Origin of the sequence: Marinoscillum pacificum, from assembly GCF_024714495.1 — a bacterium.
Classification (GTDB): Bacteria; Bacteroidota; Bacteroidia; order Cytophagales; family Cyclobacteriaceae; genus Marinoscillum; species Marinoscillum pacificum.
On record NZ_JAMZMJ010000004.1, the window covers coordinates 19,326 to 36,368 of the forward strand.

The following is a 17,043-nucleotide window of genomic DNA, read 5'->3' on the forward strand; positions in this document are numbered from 1 at the left end:
ATTTTTACCAGAACATTCCCACCACCACTGCGGTGATGATTAATAAGATAACTGCCAATATGCGGTAATTCTGATACCATGGCAATCCTTCCAATTCTTTCGTCTCTGCTTTAAACAAACCAACATTCCAGGTAAGAGAGTTCACTACTTCCGCACTAGGGGCAGTACCCATACTGCTGACAACAACATGAACGAGCATACAACTAACCATCAAGAGTGGTGCTTTATGCAGGTAATGAATTTCTGTAAGCCATGGCGCCAGATTGTACATCCCAGCTACAATCATGAAAATAGAAAATAACAAACCAGCCATCAATGCTGCAAAAGCACCGTTTCCGTTTGCTCGTTTCCAAAACAAACCGACCAGGAATACCGCAACTACAGGAGGCGCAATGAATCCAAGAACTAACTGAAGGTATTCCCAAAGTGAATCAGAAATTTGCTCGATGTACTGTGTCCAGAAAGCGGAAAGTAATACCAAAATAACTGTTGCAATTTGACCCGCCCTTACTAGCTGCTTGCTCGTCATATCTGGCTTAATCTTCGTAATGAAGTCCATGGTGATTAGCGTTGATGCAGAATTCAAAGTAGCAGAGATACTACTACTCATCGCTGCTAATAGACCAGCAATCACCAACCCAAGGATTCCTGTTGGCAACAGTTTATAAAGCATTACTGGATAAGTCATGTTCGGACAATCTTCCAGATTATCACAAATCACAGACTGACCTGCTTCGTTGGTGATGTAATAATTAAGACCACTAATATCTAAATCGGAGAATAGCACAATTGCCATTACTCCAGGTAAAATCATGATGAATATTACTGGCACTTTCATAAGTCCTGCAAACAATGCTCCCCAACGGCCGTGGTTCAAATCTTTAGCAGAAAGCACCCGCTGCACCATGAATTGGTTATTGGCCCAGAAATAGAACCCTAACAATGGCACACCAAACAGCAATCCGGTCCATGGCATGTAGGCATCATTGGAGGCGGGACCAGCCATATCAAAGACATCCTTCGCTGGTTTATCCAAGTATCCAGATCCATTTAATTGATCTAATCCAGCCATCATTCCAGACCAACCACCGACTTCCACAAAACAGAAGTAAGTAATGATCATCGAACCGATAATCAATAACACTGCCTGAATAACCTCAGTATGAACTACCGATGACAATCCACCAGGAATGGTGTAAGCAGCTGCTGCCAAAGCCAAACTGATGATGATGAACGTTGAGGAAACCTCAGGGAAAATGATTTTAAGGATCAGGTTACCTGCATAAAGCCCGGACGCCATATCGATAATAACATTGCCAATGATCGTAATGAATGAAAAGTAATAGCGGGAACGTACATCATACCTTTTCTCCAAAAACTCAGGCATGGTATAAACCTTAGACTTGAGATAAAAAGGCAAGAAGAAAATGGCAAAGAATACGAGAACTACTGCTGCCATCCACTCATAGTTATATACTGCAGTGTTCGTTTGATAGGCATCAGATGTTAATCCGATGAGGGTGTTGCTACCAATATTGGCTGCAAATAAGGAGATCCCGACTACAGGCCAAGTCATGTTACGACCTGCGAGGAAATAATCCTCTGAAGACTGTTGTTTTCCTTTGGATATTCCGTACCAAATTATCCCAAGGATGTAAACCACAATGATGGCTATATCCACAAAACCGAGCTGTACACTTTCCATTTTAGGGTTGATTAATTTGTTTTATTCAACTCTATAATAGTAAGAAATAGGCAATTAAACCTACTTTTTGAAGCAGTGTTTTACTAATATCGAAATGAAAACGATTGTAAATTAAAATTATCAATCATCCCTCAGCACTACACCCCTTCGAGTGTGAATAAACAACTATTGCATGGTCTTTTCGCTATTAATTTCAAAAGCGAGATTCCTATTTTTATTCACACTTCCATGGTTTGTTAAAGCGAATCTTGATTCACTGAAGTGATCATTTCCTTTAATTCACGTTGTTTGCCAAACCTGGCTACTTCGCCAATTACAATAATAGCAGGAGAACCCAAACCGAGTTGTTCCACTTGATTTTCTACATTGTGTAATTCACAGAAAGCAGATCGTTCGTCATCTCTGCTACCATTTTGTATGACAGCAATTGCTTCACTTTGTCCGCGAGCATTTGTGAAGAGATCCACAATCTTCGATAAATGGCGCATTCCCATTAAAATGACTACTGTTGCACTTGATTTAGCTGCTAAAGCTATATCTGAGGACATTTCCAGACTGGAAGTTGTACCTGTAATCACCCAAAAGCTCTCATTAATTCCTCTTTTAGTAACAGGAATTTCACTCATAGCCGGAACAGATATCGCACTACTAATACCCGGAACAATTTCTACATCCATACCATGCGCTCTTGCGTGCTCTAACTCCTCATGCCCTCTCCCAAATACAAAAGGATCTCCTCCCTTGAGCCTTACTACGTGCTCATATTGCTTTCCATTGTCCACAATCATGTCATTGATATAAATCTGCTGATACTGATGTATTCCAGGTTTTTTCCCTACGTAGACCAATTCACATTCTTTTGAACAATACTTTAGTAGTTCTGGATTTACCAAAGCATCATAAAGTACTACCTGAGCTTTCTTTAAGACATTAATTGCTTTCAAAGTGATTAATTCCGGATCTCCTGGGCCTGCTCCAATTAAGTATAGTGTTGACATAGTACGTAAATATTTGACACTAAACTACGTATTTTATTTTTATTTCTTAAGTATTATTACGTAGTTTTACGTAAAATAAATTTCATCACTATGGAAAAGGTTATTGTCATCGGAAATGGAATGGTAGGATATAAGTTCTGTGAAAAACTCAGAGCCAAGGCCTCCAAAGAAGAGATCTCTCTTACTGTATATGGTGAAGAACCCTTACCTGCCTACGATCGGGTTCACCTAAGTGAATATTTCGAATCCCAATCCGAAGACAAGCTTCTCATGGCCCCAAGAGCATGGTATGAAGAAAACGACGTAACTCTAAAGACCTCCCAATTAATTACCAACATTGATCGAAGCACCAAAACTATTTCTACTCATACAGGTGAATCTGAAAGTTATGACTACTTAGTCCTGGCTACGGGATCTAGTGCCATGGTTCCTCCCATAAAAGGAGTAGACAAAAAAGGAGTGTTTGTATACCGCACCATCGAAGACCTTGACCAGATCATAGAATATTCAAAAAATGTAAAAACTGGAGCTGTTTTAGGTGGAGGACTACTCGGACTGGAGGCCGCCAAAGCACTAATGGATCTCAACCTGGAGACTAAAGTCATCGAATTTGCTCCTAAACTCATGCCCAGACAATTGGATGAAGCGGGATCCAACATGCTCAAGTCCAAAATTGAATCATTAGGAATAGAAATCCTCCTCAATAAGAACACCAAAGAAATCCATGGGAATGGTAAATTAGATCAATTGGAATTCACTGACGGAACCAGTCTTGAGACCGAAATGCTTGTGATTAGCTGTGGAATCGTATCTCGAGATGAACTAGCCAAAACTTGTGGTCTTGAAACTGGCACCCGAGGTGGGTTTATTGTCAATGAGCAGATGCAAACCAATGATCCAGCGATCTATGCAATTGGAGAAGCTGCCAATTATAACGGAATGGTCTATGGTCTAGTAGCACCTGGATATGACATGGCCGAAACCGTGGTAGATCAGCTAATCGGTGATCAAACCAAGCAATTCAGTGGAGCGGATATGTCCACCAAATTGAAACTCATCGGGGTAGACGTGGGGAGTTTTGGAGATGCTCTTGGACAAACGGAAGGAGCTATCCCAATTGCTTTTGAAGATAAAAACTCAGGGGTCTATAAACGGATTAACTTATCCCCTGACAAGAAAAAATTGTTAGGAGGTATTTTAGTTGGTGATGCCAAAGACTACAGCATGCTGTTGCAGATTGCCCAAAATGGTATGGCCGTTCCTCCCAACCCGGAAGACTTAATCCTTGGAGCAAGAGGCGCTGGAGGTGGAAACACCATGATGGATTTACCAGATTCTGCACAGATATGCTCCTGTGAGAACGTCACCAAAGCTGATATCGTTTCCTGCATCAAAGATGATGGCGTCACTGACCTTAAGCAAGTACGTACTTGTACGAAAGCCGGTACCGGTTGTGGTGCGTGCTCCCCAATGGTGGCGGACATCTTTGGAGCAACGTTAAAGTCCATGGGACAAGTAGTACGCAAAACACTTTGCGCTCACTTTGACTACACCCGTCAGGAACTGTACAGCCTGATCAAAATCAAAGAAATCAAGTCATTCAACGAGCTTCTAAACCAATACGGAAGTGGAGATGGCTGTGAAACCTGCAAACCTGCTGTGGCCTCTTTGCTAGCAAGCATCTGGAACGACCAAATATTGAAACAAGACACCATTCAGGACACCAATGACCGATTCCTGGCCAATATTCAAAAAGGCGGAAGTTACTCAGTGGTTCCAAGAATACCTGGTGGCGAGATCCCTCCAGACAAATTGATAGTGATTGGTCAGGTAGCCAAAAAATATGATTTGTACACCAAAATCACCGGCGGCCAACGGATAGACTTGTTCGGCGCAAGACTTAATGACCTCCCAAAAATATGGAGAGAGTTAATCGATGCGGGCATGGAAAGCGGTCACGCCTATGGCAAATCCTTAAGAACCGTCAAAAGCTGTGTAGGGTCTACCTGGTGCAGATATGGCCTACATGACTCTGTGAGTTTTGCTATAGAAATAGAAAATCGATATAAAGGACTGAGATCGCCACACAAGCTGAAAGGTGCAGTATCCGGATGTAGAAGAGAATGCGCTGAAGCGCAAGGAAAGGATTTTGGCTTAATCGCAACAGAAGCAGGGTATAACCTTTACGTCTGTGGAAACGGTGGAGCAAATCCTCAGCATGCGAAGCTTTTAGCTGGAGATATTGATGAAAAAACGGCCATCAAATACATCGATCGATTCCTGATGTTTTACATCCGAACAGCTGAGCCACTTAACAGAACTGCCGTTTGGCTTAATAAGCTAGAGGGTGGCATTGATTATCTCAAAGAAGTGGTTGTCAACGACTGCCTTGGACTTGGCGAAGAGCTGGAAAAAGATATGCAGGCACTCATCGCAGCATACCACTGCGAGTGGAAGGCCGCCATTGAGAATGAAGACATGAAAAAGAAATTCAGCCATTTCGCTAACAGTGAGGATGATGACCCTACACTAGAGTTTGTTCCAATGCGAGAAATGAAAAAGCCTGCTGACTGGGACTGATTGCAAACTTCTAAAAAATTGACAATGATGAGTGATACCATATCCTATAAAACAGTAACACCAGAAGAAGTAAATACTTGGTTTGAAGCTTGTGCTGTTTCGGACTTCCCATCTGACGGAGGATTGAACATCAGCTATCAAGGATTACAAATAGCCGTTTTTAACTTCACCCGGCGCAATGAATGGTTTGCCACACAAAACCTCTGTCCTCACAAGAAGCAAATGATTTTATCCCGAGGTATGATTGGCTCGGATGGTAATGAGCCAAAAGTGGCATGTCCTTTTCACAAAAAAACATTCTCATTGAAGACAGGAGAAAACCTAAATGGCGATGAGTGCGCCATAGCTACCTATCCGGTGAAGGTAGAAAACAGCAAAGTTTACGTAGGCTTTGCGTAGCATTACGTACACTTGCTGCTGATAGATTCGTCTATTTACTTACTTTTACGTAGCTAAATCAACATGGTAGTTGCTTTCGAATGCCAAAAACCCGCTTCAGACGCTTAGGACTTTTTTATATCGCCGCATTAGGCGGAATTGCGCTAAGCATTATTATCAGCCAACTACTAATCCAAACCTCCATTAGTAGCCAACAAGATGATGCTCGTGTGATCAACGTGGCAGGTCGTCAGCGAATGCTCAGCCAAAACATCAGCAAATTGGCTCTGAAAATAGAGCAACATAAAGGCGACAGCTCCACCAATTTTTCAGAACTGCAACACGCTCTTGATCTCTGGAAGCAAAGCCACGAAGGCCTACAAAACGGAAATCCAGAGCTTGGTCTATCTGGAAACCCTTCACGTGTCATTCGGAAAATGTTTGACGAGGTAGAACCACATTATCTTTCTATTTTACAAGCTGCAGGCAATCTTTTTGGCAATACTGACTCACTAAGCATTCAATCCAATGTTGGCATCATTCTCCGACATGAAGCCAATTTTCTAGAGGCCATGGACCGGATCGTTTTTCAATATGACTTTGAAGCCAGAGAAAAAGTCATCGATCTAAGATCTAAAGAAATCTACCTATTCGTCATATCCATCCTGATCATAGGATTAGAACTCTTGTTCATTTTCACTCCATTGGCAAAAACCATTCGTGCCACTGTTCAAGAATTGACCGAATCAGAAAAAGCATCGAAAAACATGACTCGAGAGCTTTCCAAACTCTATGAAGAATTGGGAAAAAGCTATCAGGACCTGGAGGCAGTCAATGCAGAACCCGAGTCTCCATCGCTGTATGCCAGCATGGATACCTCAGGCCAAATCACGCACTTATCTAGCCAGTTCCTGCAAGTGATGGAATATGAAGAAGAAGAACCTCCACAATCACTAAAAGAGCTATTAGAGCGTAGCGACTACCGACCGGACTTTATCGATGGCGTATTGGATTTATTAAAAAATGGAAAAAATTGGTCCGGGGAATTGCGCCTAATCACCGAGCCAGGAGATTTTTGTTGGCTAGAAACGCACCTGATACCAGTCACAGCTACTCAGGAAATAAAACTAATTGCTCGAAACACCACACACTACAAGGAAGCTAAACTGAAATCCAGAGAGATCAACAAAGAGCGAATTGAGAAATCTGTCAAAGAACAACAATATCGCTCAGCACTCATACTGGAAGGTCAGGAAGAAGAAAGAAAACGACTGTCGAGAGAAATGCATGATGGTGTAGGCCAAATGCTGTCGGCCATGAAACTCTTGCTGGAATCCTTCAATCCTTCGTCCACTCCCATGAAGATGCGCCTCAATGATGCGAAAGATTTGATGAAATCCATCATTCAGGAAGTCCGCCGGGTGTCCTTTAACCTGACCCCTAGTAGTTTAGATGATTTTGGGTTGGTTCCGGCAATCAATAAGTTTTGCGATGAAATCAATGCTGTCACCAAACCGGAAGTAACATTCGTAAATGAAACGCGATTCATCAACCGGCTGGATAGCAATATTGAAACGAACCTCTATCGTATCATACAGGAAGCAGTCAATAATGCCATCAAATACGCCAAAGCTTCTCACATTACGGTCACTTTTTCTCATACCATTAACAATCTCAACATAACTGTGGTGGATGACGGGAAAGGGTTTGATTTTAGCAGAGTAGAACGAAGTGGGCACTTTGAAAAGGCTGGGCATGGCATTTTTAACATGAAAGAACGAACTTCTTACATTGGTGGAAGTTTCCAAATGGAAACCGAAGTAGGGAAAGGAACCAAAATAACAATCACATTATCCTTAGACAAAAATGATTAAAGTAGCACTTGCAGACGATCACGAAATCGTGAGATATGGTATCAAAATGGTACTAGAAGATGATCCGGAAATAGAGGTCATTTGGGAAGCATCAGACGGACAGGAAACCATTGACAAAATGCACGAAACCACCCCTGACGTGCTTGTTGCTGATATTCGAATGCCGCTATTGACCGGCCTGGAAGTCACACAAAAACTGAAACAACAAGATCCATCGCTCAAAATTATCATGCTCACGATGCATGACGACTCTGAGTACATCTTAAAATCTGTTCAATATGGCGCAGATGGCTATTTGCTAAAAGACACAAACAAAGCCGAGTTCAACAAAGCGGTGAAAATGGTTAATAGTGGGCAAAAATATTTCAGTGGAGACATCTCTACCACTATTGTAAACTCGATCATGACCGGAGGAGTTGCTCCTGCCTCGCCAGAAGCACCAACACCAATTGCCTCTCAAGATTATGGCTTAACCAAAAGAGAAAAGCAGATATTGAGCCTGATTTACGACGGAGTTTCCAATAAGGATATTGCCGAAAAACTGGATAAGAGCATCCGCACGATAGAAACTCATCGCTTCAACATCATGAAGAAACTGGAAGTCAATAACATTACCGAGCTATTGAAGAAAGTGGATAGAGAAAGTATCCTGTAGGTACAAAGTAAAGTAGACAATTTGATCCTTCAATTAGGTCATTTGACCACCTTCCAATCGGGGTGTCGACTTTAAATTTGATATACCAAACCAGGTTATCAATCTCTAAACATCACCCCGATGAAACATTCTATTTGGCTTATTCTATTGGTCTTCGCGGCTATCAGTTACACATCTGCACAATCAGCATTCGTCACTGTAAATGGAGATCAACTTATTCTTATTGGGCAGCCCTATCATTTCATTGGCACCAACCTCTGGTATGGAATGAATCTTGGTGGAGGTACCGCAGAAGATAAAGCTCGATTAATTCGAGAATTGGATCGACTGGAAGATCTCGGAATCACAAACCTTCGAATCATGGCAGCCAGTGAAGGATCTGAAGACAGTCCTTATCAAAACAAACCCATTCTTCAAACTGCTCCAGGGATTTACGATGACAACCTGCTCCAAGGATTAGACTTTTTGCTTGTAGAAATGGGCAAACGAAACATGAAGGCAGTGGTTTGTCTCAGCAATTTCTGGATGTGGAGTGGTGGGTTTCCACAATATTTAAGCTGGACGAATAAAGAAAAAATCCCTTACCCTGATGTAGAAGGTGGTGGTTCCTGGGATGGATTCATCAACTATTCACAGTCCTTTTATAGCAATAAAAAAGCAGTTGGTCTCTATCATGATTTTCTCAGGTTTATCATTACTAGAGAAAATTCAATCTCAGGGATCAAATACACTGATGATCCCACCATCATGTCTTGGCAGCTAGCCAATGAACCACGAGGATATGAGGAAGTAGTCGCTTATCGAAAATGGATCAAGAAAACCGCAAAGCTGATTCAGCAGCTCGACCCCAATCACTTAGTTTGCATAGGAGCTGAAGGGGATACCTCAACTAAAATATCAGGAACCGACTTATACAAAGACAGCAAGTCCAAGTACATAGACTATGCCACCACCCATCTTTGGATCCAAAACTGGGGTTGGTTTGACCCAAAAGACACCTCCACTTATTCTCTAGCCCTTGCAAAAGCAAAGAATTATCTGGACGGACAAGTTGAGAAGGCACGCAAACTTGGCAAACCTTTAGTCTTGGAAGAATTTGGGGTTTCTCGCGACAATGGCTCCTTTGACATAAGCGCTCCTGTCTCCTTCCGAAATCACTTTTACAATTGGATCTTCGACTATACTTCGCAAGAAATTACGCAGGGAAGTCCACTTCAAGGATGCAATTTCTGGTCTTGGGGCGGTGAAGGCAGACCTGGGGAACCTGGTGGATTTTGGAAAGTTGGTGATGATCTAATCGGAGATCCAGCACATGAGCTGCAGGGTTGGTATTCCGTATATGATACCGACGAAGAAACTATAGAGTTGATCAAGACTTTCACTCAGAGGACTAAATAGCTGATTATCAACAAATAGAGCAAACAAAAACAGCTTTCTACGTAGCTTTTAAAATTATATTTACGTAATTTTACGTAATTAACTTGAAGCTATGGACTGTTTATCCTGCAACAACACCCAGTGCGTTATCAAAAAGAACATCAAGCAAGCGAAAATTCGAGAATTTATCACTCAGAAAGCTACGCTCAGATGTAAAAAAGGACAAAGCTTCATCATTGAAGGTTCTCCTGTACATGGGTTGTATTTTGTACAGGATGGCAAAGTAAAAGTGGCCAAAACAGGCCTCAATGGTAAAGAGCAAATCGTGCGATTTACTGGTAATGGAGAAACCGTAGGCCACAGAGGTTTTGGCAGTGGCATTTCTTATCAAATCAATGCCGTAGCACTGGAAACGACCATACTATGCAGTTTTTCTAGCGACACTTTACATCAAATGCTGATGGAAGTTCCCACACTTACTTACGATCTAATGACCTTCTATGCCGAGGAGTTAAACAGAAGCGAATCCAAGGTTAAAAAGTTTGCTCAAATGACCGTAAGGGAGAAAGTAATAGATGCCCTTTTATACATGAACCGCAAGTTCGGAAGAACCAACAATCTACTTAACCTCCAACTCTCGAGAAAAGAGATCTCTGACTTTGCCGGAACCACTGAAGAGCAGGTCATTCGTACACTTTCTGCCTTGAGAAAAGAAGGTTTAATCGAAACCCCTGGCAAAAGAATCAGCATTAAAAACGTAGAACTACTTAGAAAAGAAATCTCTGAGCACAACTACTTCATTGACAGCTAAATCCTTTATTACCTGCTATTTAACTCCACAAACCTGCTATTTCGCAGGTTTTTTATTGCGCTAAAAGATTGTTTTAGCCTGTCACACACACATAAATCTTATAAGTACATCTTTCTAGGTTTGCTATATCTACGTAATTATACTTATTCATCATACGTAGCAACTAAAGCTAATCTTAGAGATCATGAAGAAAATTACTTACCTAACCGTGCTGCTCCTAACTCTTGGAATATATGGTGTTCAAGCACAAGTAACTATTTCCGCTGAAGTTCGTCCACGTTCAGAATTTAGAAACGGGTTTAAGACTTTAACAGAAGAAGCAAAAAACGCAGCCTTCTTTACAGAACAACGTTCCAGACTCTATCTGGACTATGCTGACTCTGCATTTAAATTTAGAGTGGCATTTCAAGACATTCGAATTTGGGGAGAAACCCCTCAAATCTTCAAAGAAGAATATGGCAAGACCTTTATCAGTGAAGCCTGGGGACAGTACTATTTCAACAAAGCTTTCTCTGTAAAAGCTGGACGCCAGATCATTTCCTACGACAACCAAAGGTTCTTAGGCGGACTGGAATGGGCTCAGCAAGGAAGAAGACATGATGCATTGTTATTTCTATACGAAGCAAACAAATCAAAACTACACCTTGGGTTCGCATACAATCAGGATGACGACATCCCAGAGCAAAGTTTCTTACAAGCTCCAGGCGCTGGCTACTACAGCGTTGGGGGAAATTACAAGACTTTCCAGTATGCTTGGTTCAATCAGCAATTGAACGAAGGATCTCTTTCCCTTTTAGCATTCAACGCAGGATATCAAAATGCTGATTCCACAGTTTCATTCAAACAGACTTTAGGAGTTATTGCCTCCAAAAAATTAGGAGGAATCAAGTTGGCAGGAGACTTTTACTACCAAACAGGTGAATTCTCCAAAAACAAAGTAAATGCCCTTCTAGCTGGAATTAATGCCACTTTCACTACTTCAGTAACTCCTTTGACATTGGGAGTAGAATACATTTCTGGTAAAGATGATTCTGATACATCTACCGACATCACAGCATTTAGTCCTGATTTTGGTACCAACCACGCGCACAATGGCTTCATGGACTACTTCTATGTTGGGCCAGCTAATGGTACGGTTGGCGTTACTGACATTTACTTAAAAACCAACTTCAAACTTGCTGGAGGAGCATTCAAAGTACATGCACATCAGTTCATGACAGGGTCTACTCAGCTGGATGCCGAAGGTCAGGAGCTGAGCAAAACGATGGGTACTGAAGTAGATCTTGTATTTGCCAAAAAACTAAAAGGTGGTGTAGTCTGGAATCTCGGTTACTCACAAATGTTTGCTAGCGATACCATGGAAGCACTTAGAGGTGGAGACAAAAGTTCACTTCAATGCTGGGCATGGACCATGATCACTTTCAAACCAACTCTTTTCACATCGAAATAATTTGACAACCAAAAACAATTGAAAGTCATGAGAATATTAAAAAGCACATTCATTTTAGTCCTACTTGCTGCCATTTGGTCGGCTTGTACAGGAAGCACTGCACAAAAGAAAGAGGCAACTGTAGAATCAGCATCTGAAGCTAGCTCTGCCAAACTACTAATTGAGAAGCCACAGTTAACATTTGGATTTATCAAGTTGACTGACATGGCCCCTTTGGCTATAGCCAAAGAGCTTGGCTACTTCGAAGATGAAGGATTGTTCGTTACCATCGAGGCACAATCCAACTGGAAAAACGTTTTAGATCGTGTGATTGATGGTCAATTGGATGGCTCTCACATGTTGGCGGGTCAGCCGATTGCTGCAGGAGCTGGATTCGGACGTCAGGCAGAATTGGTAACACCATTCTCCATGGACCTTAACGGAAACGGAATTACAGTATCTAACGAAGTGTGGTCTGCCATGAAACCAAATGTACCAAAAGATGCAGATGGCAAACCTATTCACCCAATCAAGGCTGACGCGCTTGCACCGGTAGTGGCAGATTACAAAAATGCTGGTCGTCCATTCAAAATGGGTATGGTATTCCCAGTTTCTACACACAATTATGAAATCAGATACTGGTTGGCTGCAGCCGGAATCAATCCAGGTTTCTACACCGCTGAAAACATTCAAGGGCAAGTAGATGCAGATGTGTTGCTTTCAGTTACACCACCACCACAAATGCCGGCTACACTTGAAGCAGGCACCATTTATGGTTACTGTGTAGGTGAGCCTTGGAACCAACAAGCGGTGTTCAAAGGGATTGGAGTACCCGTAACAACCAACTATGACATCTGGAAAAACAATCCGGAAAAAGTGTTTGTGATGACCAAGAAATTTGTGGAAGAAAATCCAAATACAGCTATCGCTGTGACCAAAGCATTGATCAGAGCTGCTAAATGGTTAGACACTCCAGGTAACAGACCAGAGGCGGTTGGAATTCTTTCCATGCCAGAATATGTAGGTGCCGACTCTGTGGTGATTGCTAACTCTATGACTGGAACATTTGAGTTTGAAAAAGGAGACAAAAGAAGCATGCCAGATTTCAATGTATTCTACAGATACAATGCAACGTATCCATTCTATTCTGACGGTATCTGGTTCTTAACTCAAATGCGCAGATGGGGCCAAATCCCTGAAAGCAAGCCTGCAGATTGGTACCACTCTACTATCAAAGATATTTACCGACCAGACATCTGGGGTAAAGCTGCAGCACTACTGGTAGAAGAAGGGAAAATCCCAGCTTCTGACATTCCAGAAACAGACGGTTACAAACCAGCAACAACTGACTTTATCGATGGCCAATCTTACGATGGCAAAGATCCGCTTGGATATATCAACAGCTTCAAAATTGGAAACAAGGACGAAAGCTTGTAAATGCTTTTGATTATCCCATCCTAAAGGGTGTCAAAAGCGAAATTCATACCTATAGGATGAATAGCATACTATTAAGTTAAGTCCATTAAAAAAAGTCCTTCTCCTTTAGGAGAAGGATTTAGGATGAGGCCAGATAAAGCAACCACTTAACTTAATAGTGCTACAGAATGCAATCAAATTGAAATACTTTAAAAAATAGACGTTGGTGTCTGAGGGTTTGGACACAGGCCGACCCTCGCACCAACATTTACCATTCACACTTCATAAAATACCAACGTCATGAAGGACAAATCCATAAAAACATTGCGAATGATCGGCCTAGGATTTTTAGAGCCACTGATCAGATTATTTAGCGGTGAAGAACCATCCAAAAACGGCAAATTATTCTTCACTAAAGCCCTATTACCACTCTTATCCATAATCCTCTTTGTAGTGATCTGGCATGCAGGAGCAACTGCACTTTACAACAGTGAAGCAAGTGTTCGTATTGAAAAAGCAAGAGCTGAACAAGGAGAAGAAGCAGCCATAGCTATGCAGGAATGCATCGAATCTGGCGACGTTTCTTGCCAACCAAACACTCTTCCTTCTCCAAAACAAGTTTTTGGAGCATTCCAGGCACTTTGGCAAGATCATAAAAGCATCAGCGAAAAGAAAGCTGAATTTAAAGACAAGGTTTCGGCCACCAACGAGCAACGTGAAGCACAAGGATTGGATCCAATTACCTACACAGGAAGACCTTCCTTCCTCGATCAAATTGGCACCAGCTTAAAAACAGTAGCCGCTGGTTGTTTGCTAGCCATGCTTATTGCAGTACCTATTGGAATCATCATAGGACTGAGTGAATCTCTGAGAACAGCCATGAACTGGTTAATTCAAATCCTAAAGCCTGTTTCACCTGTTGTGTGGCTACTGTTGGTATTCATGATAGTGAAGACTGTCATCACCGATCCCTCATTAGATAAATCGTTTATCATTTCCTTTATCAGCGTTGGTCTTTGTGCCATGTGGGCAACGCTTGTCAACACCAGTCTTGGAGTGAGCACGGTAGATAAAGACTACATCAATGTAGCCAAAGTATTGAAGTTGAGCATTGGACAAAACATCTTCAAAATCATTCTTCCTGCTTCGTTACCATTGATTTTCACCGGTTTAAGAATTACTGTTTCTGTATCATGGATGGTATTGATTGCCATCGAATTACTAGCTCAAAGTCCGGGATTAGGATCTTTCGTTTGGGAAGAATTCCAAAATGGAGCGAATGACTCCAATGCCAAAATCATTGTAGCCATGTTTGTGATCGGAATCATCGGGTTCCTACTAGATCGTATCATGCTTAGTGTTCAAAATATGATGAGTTTCAATAAAGGAATGGCATAATGGCGATACTGGAATTAAATAATGTTTCGAAATCCTTCGGAGTTGGATCCTCAAGAATAGATGTGCTATCCGACATCAACCTTAAAGTGAACGAAGGAGAGTTTTTAGCAATCGTTGGGTTTTCTGGAAGTGGAAAAACCACCTTAATCAACCTGATCAATGGACTGCTTTTCCCGGATAAAGGAGAAGTGCTTTTAAAAGGACAACCAATCACTGGCCCTGGTCCTGACAGAGGTGTGATTTTCCAGAATTACTCACTGCTGCCGTGGCTTTCTGTGTACAGCAATGTAAAACTGGCAGTAGATGAAGTCTTTCCGAAAATGTCCAAATCAGACAAGGAAGCTCACATTTTGAAATACATCGAAATGGTGAATCTGACTCCTGCAAAGGATAAAAAGCCGAAGGAATTGTCTGGAGGAATGCGTCAGCGTGTTTCAGTGGCTCGTGCTTTGGCTATGAATCCTGAAATGCTCTTGATGGACGAGCCATTAAGCGCTCTGGATGCTCTAACACGCGGTTCTCTCCAAGAAGAAATTATTAAAATCTGGAGTCAGGATAAGAAAACGGCTATTCTGATCACCAATGATGTAGATGAAGGCATTCTAATGGCAGATCGAATCATTCCATTAACACCTGGCCCGAAAGCTACCTTGGGTCCGGAATTTACGGTTCCATTCGAGCGACCAAGAGACGTCACAGCCATCAACAAGGATGAGCAGTACAAGCGCTTGAGAAATGACATCCTGGAATACCTGATGGAAGTAGGTGCTACCAGACGTCAGACCAGTGATCACAAATACATCCTTCCTGATTTGCAACCAGTAATGCCTGGTAGAATCGTCTTTGGCAAAAAGAAATATTCTGAATCCGTCAAACACTTCTAACCCTCCCAATCCTCTCACTAAGACACCAAAACTATGACTACACAACTTCAAGAAATAGCTTACTCTCCGGAAATCGCAACTAAACCAGAAATGTTGGTTTGTAAAGACTTAAGAAAAGTCTATCCAACTCCGAAGGGAGATTATGTGGTATTGGATGACTTGCAATTATCCATTAAGAAAGGAGAATTTGTCTCTATCATTGGTCATTCGGGTTGTGGTAAATCTACTTTGCTGACCATGATCGCCGGACTCAATGAGATCAGTGGTGGGCAAATCATTGTGGATCATGAGCCGATTAGAGATGCAGGTCCAGACAGAGCTGTGGTTTTTCAATCACCGAGTTTGCTATCGTGGCTGACTGCATTGCAGAATGTAATGATCGGAGTAAAGCAAGTATTTCCTGGCGCTTCCAAGGCGCAAAAAGAAGAAATATGCAAATACTATCTGGACAAAGTTGGTCTGGGCAATGACTTTCATAAGCGAGCAACAGACCTGTCTCAAGGAATGCAACAGCGTGTAGGTATTGCGAGAGCATTTGCATTAAAGCCAAAAGTTTTATTGTTGGATGAACCATTCGGAATGCTCGATTCATTGACTCGCGGAGAGCTTCAGGACGTACTATTGGAGATCTGGCAAAAGGAAAAAATCACGGCAGTGGCCATCACACATGATGTGGATGAATCCATCTTCCTGGCTGATCGGGTAATCATGATGACTTCTGGTCCATATGCTAAAATCGGTGACGAACTGGAGATCCCATTTGAGCGACCAAGAAACCGAAAAGACGTACTGGAGCATCCAGATTACTATGACTATAGAGCCTACTTACTGAATTTTTTGAATCATTGAGTAACGACTTAATTAAACAAGTCTTAACAACTTGTATTAATACCTACTCTTCATGCCTCTTAATGATAGATTCAGGATTCTGATTCATCGCAAAAACATCAGTCACATAAATTTTGCCATTCAGTTGGCGATAAATGATTTTATAATTTCCTTGAAGCACAAATCGGTGCCCCTGATCCATAAATCGCAATTCTTCCACTATCCTACCACGGTCAGCAAAATGAGCTAGTGTTTCCGCCCTAAGCAAAATCTTTTCAACTAAGTCTTCAGCGACATTTTCAGGGTAATGACAATAGATCTTCTTCAGTTGTTCTTCAGCAGGGCCGGTAAATAGAACCTCCATAAAACTACCAATTCTTCATGTTAGCTCGAATCTGCTCTGTTGTTTTGATGTCCCCTTCTGCTATAGCTTTATTGGAATCTTCTGCTCGTGAGACAAGTTCTGCTTGAGTAATAGAATGGCCTTCAGCATCATACCCAATCGCACTACCATTTAGTACATCCTTCATTTTCTGAATGATTTCAGCATCTTGAACTCGAAGCAATTGCTCTATTAAATGAAGTTTTTCTGCTTGTACATCCATCACTTGTCTCTAGTTTTAAACATATAAATCTAACGATTTCTAGTCTTTAATGATTCAACTAATCATTTAAACTAATCCACCGGCAGATTCATGTCATTAATACTT

15 protein-coding genes are annotated in these 17,043 nt (G+C 41.8%); 11 read left to right on the forward strand and 4 right to left on the reverse strand.

Annotated features, from left to right (window positions below; all coding sequences use genetic code 11):
- Nucleotides 1–4 precede the first annotated feature (4 nt).
- Nucleotides 5–1,705, reverse strand: coding sequence for a sodium:solute symporter (locus NXS00_RS11345; RefSeq protein ID WP_258099317.1), 1,701 nt, complete (start codon nt 1,703–1,705; stop codon nt 5–7).
- Between the two features lie 236 nt (nt 1,706–1,941).
- Complete coding sequence (cobA, locus tag NXS00_RS11350) at nt 1,942–2,703, reverse strand: uroporphyrinogen-III C-methyltransferase (protein WP_258099318.1); 762 nt, start codon at nt 2,701–2,703, stop codon at nt 1,942–1,944.
- A gap of 90 nt (nt 2,704–2,793) precedes the next feature.
- Here cobA and nirB point away from each other — a divergent pair, with 90 nt between their 5' ends.
- From nirB to NXS00_RS11405, 11 genes are all read left to right on the forward strand, one after another.
- Nucleotides 2,794–5,283 carry a nitrite reductase large subunit NirB gene (gene nirB, locus NXS00_RS11355; RefSeq protein ID WP_308708979.1) on the forward strand — a complete coding sequence of 830 codons (2,490 nt, stop codon included), beginning with the start codon at nt 2,794–2,796 and terminating at the stop codon, nt 5,281–5,283.
- Nucleotides 5,284–5,307: 24 nt separating this feature from the next.
- Nucleotides 5,308–5,682, forward strand: a complete 375-nt coding sequence (gene nirD, locus NXS00_RS11360) for a nitrite reductase small subunit NirD (protein WP_258099319.1) — start codon at nt 5,308–5,310, stop codon at nt 5,680–5,682.
- 80 nt (nt 5,683–5,762) lie between these two features.
- Nucleotides 5,763–7,535: a type IV pili methyl-accepting chemotaxis transducer N-terminal domain-containing protein gene (locus tag NXS00_RS11365; RefSeq protein ID WP_258099320.1), complete on the forward strand. Its 1,773-nt coding sequence runs from the start codon at nt 5,763–5,765 to the stop codon at nt 7,533–7,535.
- Nucleotides 7,528–8,190 carry a response regulator transcription factor gene (locus NXS00_RS11370; protein WP_258099321.1) on the forward strand — a complete coding sequence of 221 codons (663 nt, stop codon included), beginning with the start codon at nt 7,528–7,530 and terminating at the stop codon, nt 8,188–8,190. The genes NXS00_RS11365 and NXS00_RS11370 overlap by 8 nt, the downstream gene beginning before the upstream one ends.
- 120 nt (nt 8,191–8,310) lie before the next feature.
- Nucleotides 8,311–9,588 (forward strand): glycoside hydrolase 5 family protein, encoded by a 1,278-nt coding sequence (locus NXS00_RS11375; RefSeq protein WP_258099322.1) that lies wholly within the window; start codon nt 8,311–8,313, stop codon nt 9,586–9,588.
- Nucleotides 9,589–9,679: 91 nt separating this feature from the next.
- On the forward strand, nt 9,680–10,378 hold the full coding sequence (locus tag NXS00_RS11380; protein ID WP_258099323.1) for a Crp/Fnr family transcriptional regulator: 699 nt from the start codon (nt 9,680–9,682) through the stop codon (nt 10,376–10,378).
- Nucleotides 10,379–10,562: 184 nt separating this feature from the next.
- A complete protein-coding gene (locus NXS00_RS11385; protein WP_258099324.1) occupies nt 10,563–11,828 on the forward strand; it encodes an alginate export family protein in 1,266 nt (421 codons plus the stop codon).
- A 27-nt stretch (nt 11,829–11,855) separates the two neighbouring features.
- Nucleotides 11,856–13,244 (forward strand): CmpA/NrtA family ABC transporter substrate-binding protein, encoded by a 1,389-nt coding sequence (locus NXS00_RS11390; RefSeq protein ID WP_258099325.1) that lies wholly within the window; start codon nt 11,856–11,858, stop codon nt 13,242–13,244.
- A gap of 279 nt (nt 13,245–13,523) precedes the next feature.
- Complete coding sequence (locus NXS00_RS11395) at nt 13,524–14,621, forward strand: ABC transporter permease (protein ID WP_258099326.1); 1,098 nt, start codon at nt 13,524–13,526, stop codon at nt 14,619–14,621.
- The gene (locus tag NXS00_RS11400; protein WP_258099327.1) at nt 14,621–15,505 is read left to right on the forward strand and encodes an ABC transporter ATP-binding protein; all 885 of its coding nucleotides are present in this window, start codon (nt 14,621–14,623) and stop codon (nt 15,503–15,505) included. The genes NXS00_RS11395 and NXS00_RS11400 overlap by 1 nt, the downstream gene beginning before the upstream one ends.
- A gap of 33 nt (nt 15,506–15,538) precedes the next feature.
- Entirely contained in the window at nt 15,539–16,354 is an 816-nt protein-coding gene (locus tag NXS00_RS11405; RefSeq protein WP_258099328.1) for an ABC transporter ATP-binding protein, read from the forward strand.
- A gap of 43 nt (nt 16,355–16,397) precedes the next feature.
- Here NXS00_RS11405 and NXS00_RS11410 read toward each other — a convergent pair whose 3' ends face one another.
- Together NXS00_RS11410 and NXS00_RS11415 are read right to left on the reverse strand one after the other, a co-directional pair.
- On the reverse strand, nt 16,398–16,697 hold the full coding sequence (locus NXS00_RS11410) for a type II toxin-antitoxin system RelE/ParE family toxin (protein ID WP_258099329.1): 300 nt from the start codon (nt 16,695–16,697) through the stop codon (nt 16,398–16,400).
- Nucleotides 16,698–16,701: 4 nt separating this feature from the next.
- The gene (locus NXS00_RS11415; RefSeq protein WP_258099330.1) at nt 16,702–16,938 is read right to left on the reverse strand and encodes a hypothetical protein; all 237 of its coding nucleotides are present in this window, start codon (nt 16,936–16,938) and stop codon (nt 16,702–16,704) included.
- Nucleotides 16,939–17,043: the final 105 nt, after the last annotated feature.

What these genes read in the sequence shown, in the direction of transcription:
- NXS00_RS11345 (WP_258099317.1), bottom strand. Translation starts at nt 1,705, where the DNA reads ATGGAAAGTGTACAGCTCGGTTTTGTGGATATAGCCATCATTGTGGTT.
- cobA (WP_258099318.1), bottom strand. Translation starts at nt 2,703, where the DNA reads ATGTCAACACTATACTTAATTGGAGCAGGCCCAGGAGATCCGGAATTA.
- nirB (WP_308708979.1), top strand. Translation starts at nt 2,794, where the DNA reads ATGGAAAAGGTTATTGTCATCGGAAATGGAATGGTAGGATATAAGTTC.
- nirD (WP_258099319.1), top strand. Translation starts at nt 5,308, where the DNA reads ATGATGAGTGATACCATATCCTATAAAACAGTAACACCAGAAGAAGTA.
- NXS00_RS11365 (WP_258099320.1), top strand. Translation starts at nt 5,763, where the DNA reads ATGCCAAAAACCCGCTTCAGACGCTTAGGACTTTTTTATATCGCCGCA.
- NXS00_RS11370 (WP_258099321.1), top strand. Translation starts at nt 7,528, where the DNA reads ATGATTAAAGTAGCACTTGCAGACGATCACGAAATCGTGAGATATGGT.
- NXS00_RS11375 (WP_258099322.1), top strand. Translation starts at nt 8,311, where the DNA reads ATGAAACATTCTATTTGGCTTATTCTATTGGTCTTCGCGGCTATCAGT.
- NXS00_RS11380 (WP_258099323.1), top strand. Translation starts at nt 9,680, where the DNA reads ATGGACTGTTTATCCTGCAACAACACCCAGTGCGTTATCAAAAAGAAC.
- NXS00_RS11385 (WP_258099324.1), top strand. Translation starts at nt 10,563, where the DNA reads ATGAAGAAAATTACTTACCTAACCGTGCTGCTCCTAACTCTTGGAATA.
- NXS00_RS11390 (WP_258099325.1), top strand. Translation starts at nt 11,856, where the DNA reads ATGAGAATATTAAAAAGCACATTCATTTTAGTCCTACTTGCTGCCATT.
- NXS00_RS11395 (WP_258099326.1), top strand. Translation starts at nt 13,524, where the DNA reads ATGAAGGACAAATCCATAAAAACATTGCGAATGATCGGCCTAGGATTT.
- NXS00_RS11400 (WP_258099327.1), top strand. Translation starts at nt 14,621, where the DNA reads ATGGCGATACTGGAATTAAATAATGTTTCGAAATCCTTCGGAGTTGGA.
- NXS00_RS11405 (WP_258099328.1), top strand. Translation starts at nt 15,539, where the DNA reads ATGACTACACAACTTCAAGAAATAGCTTACTCTCCGGAAATCGCAACT.
- NXS00_RS11410 (WP_258099329.1), bottom strand. Translation starts at nt 16,697, where the DNA reads ATGGAGGTTCTATTTACCGGCCCTGCTGAAGAACAACTGAAGAAGATC.
- NXS00_RS11415 (WP_258099330.1), bottom strand. Translation starts at nt 16,938, where the DNA reads ATGGATGTACAAGCAGAAAAACTTCATTTAATAGAGCAATTGCTTCGA.